The organism is Pseudomonas juntendi, assembly GCF_009932375.1.
GTDB classification, from domain to species: domain Bacteria; phylum Pseudomonadota; class Gammaproteobacteria; order Pseudomonadales; family Pseudomonadaceae; genus Aquipseudomonas; species Aquipseudomonas juntendi.
Genome location: NZ_BLJG01000043.1, coordinates 1 through 7,580, shown reverse-complemented (window position 1 = coordinate 7,580; position 7,580 = coordinate 1). Strand labels below are relative to the sequence as shown.

Sequence of the window (7,580 nt, the reverse complement as noted above, 5' to 3'; positions counted from 1 at the left end):
CAGTGCTTTCTTGGCGTTTTGTTTTCCGCGAGTGTGTACGGGTCGAGGTGGCCCGCCTCGATATGTGTGGCGGGTTGCAGATCGAGCGCAGCTCGCGATGCGCCGCGCGATCTCACAGGCGCTGAAAAACCGACGACCACCACCCGGTAGTCATCGTATCTCTAAAGGCCTAAAGAAAAAAACGATCGCAAAGACAGGCAAAAACCCGCCGCCCGATTCCACGGCAGATATTCTGGGACCAGCAGAGGGTGACCGGGGGAGGCGGGGGCGGCCTTGCGCCGCCCCGCGATCAAAGCAGGGGAAACTGTAGGTCAGGCAGCGCGCTTGACCTGCGCCTTGCGAACCTGGGCGCGGCACGCGTCACCGAACGCCTGGAAGATCTTGATCGAGTCGGGGTTCTGCGCGGCTTGCCATTCTGGGTGCCATTGCACGGCGAACAGGAACGGCGAAATGCTTGGCGCATGAATGGCCTCGACCAGGCCGTCTTCCGCATGCGCGATGGCCTCGATGCCGGCGCCGAGCTTGTGCAGGCCCTGGCCGTGCAGCGAGTTGACGCGGATTTCGTCGCAACCCAAAGTGTCGCGCAGCCAGCTGCCTGGCTTGATCTTCACGCTGTGAACCTGGGCGTACTGCACTTCGACCGGATCTTCCGGGTTTTCCCGGTGGTCGTTGAAACCCGGTTCGGCGTACACCTTCTGGTAGATGTCGCCACCCAGGGCCACGTTGATTTCCTGCATGCCCCGGCAGATGCCGAAGATGGGCAGGCCACGCTTGAGCGCCGCCTTGACCAGCGGAATGTCGAACAGATCGCGGTTCTGGTCCTGGCCTTTGCCTGGGGTCTGGTTTTCCTGGCCGTACAGCGCCGGGTCGATGTTGCTGCCAGCGCCGGTCAGGTAAACGCCGTCGGCCATGTCCAGATAGGTCTCGAGGTCGTCAATGCCGCAGCAGGTGGGCACCAGCACCGGGACACAATCGGCGAACTCGACCAGCGGGGTGATGTATTTGTGGGTCATGACCTGGTAGTCATGGCCTTTGCGCTCTTGGCTGCCCATGGTCATCAGGACGACGGGTTTGCGCAGGGAAGGTTGCTTGTTGCCAATGTTGCTGTTGGACATATGTCACCTTGGGACAGGTTCGACCTGTCGTTGTTGTGCAGGCGCACGGCGCGGGGCTCTGAGTGGCGCCTGGAGCCCCGAGCACTGCCGGCTCGTCGAGCTGACGATGCCGGTCGGGGCCTGTAGATAGCTTGCCAGAGCCGTTCGATATGTCAAACGACTGAAAGGGACTGCAAGGCGGGAAATGCGCCGGTTTCGGGTGGGTTGAACCGATGCGGGCCTGTGGCGGCGTGGGTTTGGCGGGAGGTTCGGTCAATAATATTTAACGACGCAGTCGGGTCTTTGCAGCCGTGCAATGAAATAGGTGGCTTGAAGTCAACGCGGTCGTTGTGGGAGCGGCCTTGTGTCGCGAAAGGGCTGCACAGCAGCCCCGGCAATATATGCAGCAGTGCTGAAAAACCGGGGGCCGCTTTGCGGCCCTTTCGCGACACAAGGCCGCTCCCACAAGTTCAGTGACAGGTCTGCAATCAGTGCAGGATCTGCGCCAGGAACCCCTTGGCCCGCTCGGTGCGCGGGTGGTTGAAGAACACCTGCGGCGGGCTGTCCTCGATGATCTGCCCACCCTCCAGGAACAGCACCCGCTCGGCCACCTGCCGGGCAAAGCCCATTTCGTGGGTGACGCAAAGCATGGTCATGCCCGTGCCGGCCAGTTGCACCAGCACATCCAGCACTTCAGCGACCATTTCAGGGTCCAGTGCCGACGTAGGCTCGTCGAACAGCATGATCCGCGGTTTCATGCACAGCGCGCGGGCAATTGCCACGCGCTGCTGCTGCCCGCCGGACAACTGGCTGGGGTACTTGTGCGCTTGGCTTACGATGCCCACTTTGGTCAGGTACATGCGCGCCCGCTCCTCGGCATCCTTGCGCGATAGCCCACGCACGCTCGTGGGGGCGAGCAGGCAGTTGTCGAGCACGCTCATGTGCGGGAACAGGTTGAAGTGCTGGAACACCATGCCAATGTCGCTGCGTACCTGCGCCGCCTCCCGGGTGTTGGTCGCAAGGTCGACGCCGGCGACCTCGATAGTGCCCTGCTGGGCGATTTCCAGGCGGTTGATGCAGCGGATCAGCGTCGACTTGCCCGAGCCGGAAGGCCCGCACAGGACGATACGTTCGCCTTCGCGTACCTGCAGGTCGATGTCGCGCAAGACATGGAACGCCCCGTAGTGCTTGTTCAAGCCTTCAATGCGGATCAGCACCGGGCGCGGGTCGGTTTCAGGGGTAGCGGTGGCATGGCTCAAGAGTGCGGTCATCGTGTTGTGCTCCCGCGGGGGTCAGTCGAAACGGGTTGCGCTATAAGGCGCGGGGTCGGTGAAGGGGCGTTCCCCGGTCACCAGTTCGGCCAGCAGGCGGCCGCTGACCGGGCCAAGGGTGAGGCCATGGTGGGCGTGACCAAAGTTGAACCACAGCCCTGGGTGGCGTGGCGCCGGGCCAATGACCGGGCGCATGTCGGGCAGGCACGGGCGCCGTCCCAGCCACGGTGCGTCGTCCAGGCGCTCGCCCAGCGCGGGGAACAGCTTGCGCGCCAGGGCTTCGCAACGGTCCAGCTGGATCTGGTTGGCGGGCGCATTGGCGGCATCGAACTCGATACCGGTGGTCAAGCGCACGCCGCGCGCCATCGGTGCCAGCACATAACCGCCCTGGGTGTCGCAGATCGCGTGCTCCAGTTGCGCGCCGCCACGGGTGCCGTAGTGCATGTGATAGCCGCGCTTGATCGCCAGCGGTATCTGGTAGCCCAGGCCGCTGAACAGGTCGGCCGACTGGGGGCCCAGGCAGGCGACAACCTCGTCGGCAGTGATCGGGCCACGGCGGCTGTCGACCTGCCACTTGCCGTGGTGCTGACGCAGGCTGCGCGCATCGCCATGCAGGAACTGCCCGCCGCGTTGCTGGAACAAGGCTGCATACCCACGGGTGAGGGCGCCGGGGTTGATGACGGTTTTTGGGTCAAGCCAGTGGATACCGCCGACCACGGTGGCATCCAGCTGGTGTTCGCGGGCCTGCAACTGGCCGCATTCCAGTATTTCGAACTGCAGGCCGTAACGGCTCAGGCCCTTGGCATCGGCCTTGGCCTGGCTGAACAGCGTCGGATCGCGGAACACCTCGATCCAGCCTTTGGCCTGCACCAGCCCTTGCAGGCCGGCAGCTGCGATCAGCACGTCGTGTTCCTCCACGCAGCGCTGCACCAATGGCAGCATATCGGCGGCGGCACCTGCCAGGCGCCCGGGGGCGGACTGGCGCCAGTAGCGCCACAGCCACGGTGCCGCCTTGGGCAGATGCGCCAGGCTGTAGCGCACGTCGGGCTGGCGGTTCAGGCCGTAGCGCAGCAGGGCGCCCAGTTGCCGTGGGAAGGCATAGGGGATGACGCTGGAGCGCTCGATGAGCCCGGCGTTGCCGTGGCTGGTACCGCTGCCCGGTTCGTCGCGGTCGAGCAGTACCACCTGGCGCCCGCGGGCTTGCAAGTGCAGGGCGGTGCTGACGCCGACGATGCCGGCGCCCAGGACTAAGGTCTGGCAATGCATGGAACGTATCCTTCGGTCAGTTCAGGTGGCGGCCCAGGCGGGCTTCCAGGTGTTTCAGCAGGCGCCGCACCACCTCGACGATCACCAGGTAGAGCACTGCGGCCCACAGGTAGATCTGGAAGTCGAAGCTGCGCGAAAAGGCCAGTTTGGTCACGCCCATCAGGTCGTAGATGGTCACCAGCGAGGCAATGGCGCTGGCTTTGATCATCAGGATCAATTCGTTGCCCAGCGGGCCGATGGCAACCAGCAGCGACTGCGGCAGGATCACCTTGAAGAAGGTCGTCGAGCGCTTCAGGTTCAAGGCCCGCGCCGCCTCATACTGGCCCGGGGCGACGGCCATCAGGCTGCCGCGGAAGATCTCGGCCTGGTAGGCGGCGGTGTTCAAGGTGAACGCCAGCAAGGTGCAGAACCACGCCTCGCGGAAGAACCACCACAGGCCCACGTCCTGCCAGAAGCTCTTGAACGAGCCCAGGCCGTAGTACAGCAGGAACAACTGGGCCAGCAATGGCGAGCCGCGGAAGAAGTACACATAACCTGCCGCCAGGCGTTGCAACAGCAGGTTGTGCGACAGGCGCGCCAGCGCCAGCAGCAGGCCCAGCAGCGCGCCCAGGCTGAAGGAAATGGCGACCAGCTTGGCAGTGACCAGCAGGCCGTCGACAAAGCGCGGGCCGTAACGCTGCAGCAGGTCAGGGTCGAGCACCAGCGCCAGCAATTGGTCGAGGCTCATGCGCGCGCTCCTTGCAGGTGGCGGTTGCTCCGCCGCTCGATGTAGGCGAACACGCGCCCGGACAATGCCGCGAACAGCAAGTAGCCCAGGCACGCCACGCCATAGAAGAACATGGGCTCTTTGGTCACGCTGACGGCCAGGTTGGTCTGGCGCATCAGGTCGACCAGCGAGATGGTCGACACCAGCGAGGTGTCCTTGAGCAACGACAGCCAGTTGTTGGACAAGCCGGGCAGGGCAATGCGGGTCAACTGCGGCAGCAGCACCTTGAAGAACCCGGTGCGTTTGCTCAGCCCCAAGGCCGAACAGGCCTCCCACTGGCCTTTGGGCAAGGTCTTGAAAGCGGCCAGCCAGATCTCGCTGGAAAATGCGGCAAACACCAGACTGAACGCGATCATGGCGGCCACGAAGGTATTGATCAGGAACTCACCTTCATAGCCCAGGGCGGCAAGGACCTTCTGCGCGGCGATCTGGCAGCCGTAATAAATGATCAGCAGTGTCAGCAGCTCGGGCAAGCCGCGGAACACGGTGGAAAACGTGGTGGCCCAGGCCCGTGGCAGGCGTTTGCGCGAGCGGGCCGCCAGGGCGACTACCAGGCCCAGCGGCAGGCCGATGGGCAGGCAGGCCAGGGCCAGTGACACAGTGACCAGCGCGCCGGCCAGCAGCGCCTGGCCCCAGCCACCGCTGGCCAAGGACAGCAAGGACAATTGATCGAGCATGACGAACACCTTGTGTTGACCTCACCGGCCTCATCGCCGGCAAGCCAGCTCGCACAGGTAAACCGCTGTTCTTCAGGTCTGTGGGCAACCTGTGGGAGCTGGCTTGCCGGCGATAGGGCCCGGTCAGGCAATGATGGCTTGAAGATCAGTTGTAGATATCGAATGCAAAGTACTTACTGGCGATCTTCTGATAGGTGCCGTTGGCCACGATCTGTTGCAACGCGGTGTTCAAGCGTTGGCGCAAGGCTTCATCATCCTTGCGCACGGCAATGGCGGCATCGGCCTTGGTGTTGGCTACATCACCCAGAATCTTGCAGCAGTCACCGCCGTTCTTGCTGATCCATTCCTGAAGCGGAAATTTGTCGGCAATCACCCCGTCCAGGCGGCCGGCGGCCAGGTCCGCGTTGGCTTCGTCCATGGTCGGGTACAGCTTCACGTCAGCGCCGGCCTTGGCGTAAACGTCCTCGGCATAAATGGCCTGGGTAGACGACGACTGGGCGCCAACCGTGTAGCCGTCGAAGTGGGTTTGGGCATCGGTGATCTTGCTGTCCTTGGCCACGGCCACGGTCAACGGGGTACGGTAGTAATGGTCGGTGAAGGCAATTTTCTTGCGCCGCTCCTCGGTGTCGATCATCGAGGCCACCACAGCGTCGTACTTGCGCGCCATCAGCGCCGGGATGATGCCTTCCCAGTCCTGAGCCACCAGCGTGCACTCGACCTTCATCTGTTCGCACAGGGCATGGGTAATGTCGACGTCGAAGCCATGCAACTGGTTATCGGCGTCGACATAGTTGAACGGCGGGTAGGCACCCTCGGTGGCGAAGCGCAGGGTTTCGGCACTGGCAGCACCCGCCAGCAGCAGGGCGCACGCACCCAGCAAGGCCATGGACTTGTTCATCTCGCACCTCATTGCACTCTTGCTATTGTTGTTTGCCCGCCGACCACGTGGTGTAGCCGACGAACTCGTTATGTAGAGCGGCAGTTGCTTCCAAGCGCTTTTCAACATCCGGCCCGAGTTTCTTGCAGACCTCGTTGACCATCAGGTGTACCCACGACAGCATGGCCGAGGTGGATTCCCAGAACAGATTGAATTCGGTGGGTATGCGGAACACCTCGTCGGCGTTGGCATCGGCCCAGTCACAGAAAGTGTCGGTCACCAAGGTGACCGCAATGCCCGCCTCGCGCGCCTTTTGGCACAGCAACAGGGCATGGCGGGAATAACGGCGCGCCTCGAACACCACCAGGGCGCTGTCTGCGGCGTTACCGAGCAGCACGTCGGCAAAGTGCCCGGCACTGAGGTCGACCAGTTGCACCCCATCGCGCAGGTATTGCAGCAAGTGGCCCATGCACATGGCCAGGCCACGCTCGGTCTGAAAACCTGCAACAAAGACCCGGCGCTTGCTCGCCAGGCGTTGGGCCACGTTGTGCCAGGCCGGGCCTTGGCGGTACTCGTGCACGCGCACCAGGGCGGCCATTTCCAGTTCCAGGCTGCCGCCGTTGTCGCTGGCGTCCTGGCGCTGGCGGTAATCGTGCAAGCGGTCGCCCACCAGCCACGGGCCATCGCCCAGGTCGCTCTGCAGGTCTTGCTTAAGTGCCTTGAGGTGGGCATAACCCAGGGAGCGGCAAAACCGCCCGACACTGGATTCGCTGACGCCCAGCTTGGCGGCGATGCTGGCCGAGGTCTGGAACGGCAGTTCGTGCAGGTTGGCGAGCATGTAGGTGGCGATCTTGCGGCCTGACGCTGCGGCCCCGTCGAGGCTGGCTTCCAGGCGTTGCTTGATCGGTTGGCTCATGCTGGGGCTCCAGAAGGTAAGGCTTGGGAAGAAAATGAATGTTTTCTGCCATTAAGTCAACATTTGACAGATAGCTGTCACTCGCGGGAAAGTTTTGCCGTTGCAACGCTGTAGCCACTCCAAAATCAACAAGGAGCTTCAGATGTCCGCACCGTCCACCGGCACCGTCGTGCGCGTGCCGTTTACCGAGCTGCAAGGCCTGCTGCAGGCTATCTTCCAGCGCCATGGCTGCAGCGACAGCGTGGCCAGCGTGCTGGCCCACAATTGTGCGAGCGCCCAGCGCGATGGTGCCCATAGCCATGGGGTGTTCCGCATGCCGGGGTACGTGTCCACGCTGAACAGCGGCTGGGTCGATGGGCGGGCCGTGGCCAAGGTCAGTGACCTTGCCGCCGGCTATGTCAGCGTCGATGCCGCTGGCGGGTTCGCCCAGCCCGCACTGGCGGCGGCCCGCGACCTGTTGGTGGCCAAGGCGCGCAACGCCGGCATTGCCGTGCTGGCGATCCACAACTCGCACCATTTCGCCGCCTTGTGGCCAGACGTGGAGCCGTTCGCTGAAGAGGGCCTGGTGGCCCTCAGCGTGGTCAACAGCATGACCTGTGTGGTGCCGCATGGGGCCCGCAAGCCTTTGTTCGGCACCAACCCTATCGCCTTTGCAGCACCCTGCGCCGAGCATGACCCGATCGTCTTCGACATGGCCACCAGCGCCATGGCCC

Annotated in this window: 8 protein-coding genes; 1 reads left to right on the top strand and 7 read right to left on the bottom strand. The window is 63.6% G+C overall.

The features are described 5' to 3' along the window. Positions 1–311 precede the first annotated feature (311 nt). From GYA94_RS06230 to GYA94_RS06200, 7 genes are all read right to left on the bottom strand, one after another. On the bottom strand, positions 312–1,115 hold the full coding sequence (locus tag GYA94_RS06230) for a gamma-glutamyl-gamma-aminobutyrate hydrolase family protein (RefSeq protein WP_029886748.1): 804 nt from the start codon (positions 1,113–1,115) through the stop codon (positions 312–314). Between the two features lie 467 nt (positions 1,116–1,582). Next, positions 1,583–2,365, bottom strand: coding sequence for an amino acid ABC transporter ATP-binding protein (locus GYA94_RS06225; RefSeq protein WP_110679793.1), 783 nt, complete (start codon positions 2,363–2,365; stop codon positions 1,583–1,585). 21 nt (positions 2,366–2,386) lie between these two features. Next, positions 2,387–3,631 (bottom strand): NAD(P)/FAD-dependent oxidoreductase, encoded by a 1,245-nt coding sequence (locus tag GYA94_RS06220; RefSeq protein WP_054906137.1) that lies wholly within the window; start codon positions 3,629–3,631, stop codon positions 2,387–2,389. A gap of 16 nt (positions 3,632–3,647) precedes the next feature. After that, the gene (locus GYA94_RS06215) at positions 3,648–4,358 is read right to left on the bottom strand and encodes an ABC transporter permease (RefSeq protein ID WP_054906136.1); all 711 of its coding nucleotides are present in this window, start codon (positions 4,356–4,358) and stop codon (positions 3,648–3,650) included. Continuing rightward, positions 4,355–5,074 carry an ABC transporter permease gene (locus GYA94_RS06210; protein ID WP_009687024.1) on the bottom strand — a complete coding sequence of 240 codons (720 nt, stop codon included), beginning with the start codon at positions 5,072–5,074 and terminating at the stop codon, positions 4,355–4,357. Before GYA94_RS06210 ends, GYA94_RS06215 begins: the two co-directional genes overlap by 4 nt. Before the next feature lie 145 nt (positions 5,075–5,219). Further along, positions 5,220–5,972, bottom strand: coding sequence for a transporter substrate-binding domain-containing protein (locus GYA94_RS06205; RefSeq protein WP_009687025.1), 753 nt, complete (start codon positions 5,970–5,972; stop codon positions 5,220–5,222). 22 nt (positions 5,973–5,994) lie between these two features. Then, complete coding sequence (locus tag GYA94_RS06200; protein ID WP_029886745.1) at positions 5,995–6,867, bottom strand: MurR/RpiR family transcriptional regulator; 873 nt, start codon at positions 6,865–6,867, stop codon at positions 5,995–5,997. A 142-nt stretch (positions 6,868–7,009) separates the two neighbouring features. Between GYA94_RS06200 and GYA94_RS06195 the strand changes: the two genes are divergently transcribed. Next, positions 7,010–7,580: Ldh family oxidoreductase (locus tag GYA94_RS06195; RefSeq protein ID WP_161891983.1), on the top strand; the 571-nt coding region annotated here is incomplete at its 3' end.

Excerpts from the sequence above, each read along its gene's own strand:
- GYA94_RS06220 (WP_054906137.1), bottom strand. The coding sequence starts at position 3,631 with ATGCATTGCCAGACCTTAGTCCTGGGCGCCGGCATCGTCGGCGTCAGC.
- GYA94_RS06200 (WP_029886745.1), bottom strand. The coding sequence starts at position 6,867 with ATGAGCCAACCGATCAAGCAACGCCTGGAAGCCAGCCTCGACGGGGCC.
- GYA94_RS06210 (WP_009687024.1), bottom strand. The coding sequence starts at position 5,074 with ATGCTCGATCAATTGTCCTTGCTGTCCTTGGCCAGCGGTGGCTGGGGC.
- GYA94_RS06225 (WP_110679793.1), bottom strand. The coding sequence starts at position 2,365 with ATGACCGCACTCTTGAGCCATGCCACCGCTACCCCTGAAACCGACCCG.
- GYA94_RS06205 (WP_009687025.1), bottom strand. The coding sequence starts at position 5,972 with ATGAACAAGTCCATGGCCTTGCTGGGTGCGTGCGCCCTGCTGCTGGCG.
- GYA94_RS06215 (WP_054906136.1), bottom strand. The coding sequence starts at position 4,358 with ATGAGCCTCGACCAATTGCTGGCGCTGGTGCTCGACCCTGACCTGCTG.
- GYA94_RS06230 (WP_029886748.1), bottom strand. The coding sequence starts at position 1,115 with ATGTCCAACAGCAACATTGGCAACAAGCAACCTTCCCTGCGCAAACCC.